The sequence below is a fragment of the Streptomyces torulosus genome (assembly GCF_001419765.1).
Taxonomy (GTDB): Bacteria; Actinomycetota; Actinomycetes; order Streptomycetales; family Streptomycetaceae; genus Streptomyces; species Streptomyces torulosus.
Window position 1 is genome coordinate 2,148 of sequence record NZ_LIRK01000334.1, and the last position, 415, is coordinate 2,562.

Consider the following 415-nt stretch of genomic DNA (forward strand, 5'->3'; position numbering starts at 1 on the left):
CGCGTCGCCGACGGCACCGGGGGGCAGCGGAATCACCCCGACCCGGGTGTCGCGGTACTTGCTGGTGATCTTGACGACCCGGGCCCGGTCTCCCCGCACCGCCAGCACGAGACAGGGCCGGTCCTTGCCCCCGGGCCCGTCCTCGAAGGGCACGCTCGCCCACCAGATCTCCGACGGGCGCGGCCGCGGCAGCCCCGCCCGCGCACCGGCCCGGTCACCCGGCCGTCCGGGCGGACGCGTACGCCCCCTCGGACCGCTCGTCCGCCGACCCGGCCGGCGGGACCGGCCCCACCCGTCGACCAGCGTCGCGACGAGCGCGAGCGCCACCACCGCCGCGAGCGCCAACCACCAGGACATGTCCATGGGGACGACCGTACCGGCGCACCCCCGCCGACGCCCGCCCTGTCGCACGCCC

The 415-nt window shown here is 78.3% G+C and carries 1 protein-coding gene; it reads right to left on the minus strand.

Annotated features, from left to right (window positions below; genetic code table 11):
* The coding region (locus tag AOK23_RS23035) for a hypothetical protein (RefSeq protein WP_055714574.1) at positions 1-363 on the minus strand (363 nt) is incomplete at its 3' end.
* Between the last annotated feature and the right edge of the window lie 52 nt (positions 364-415).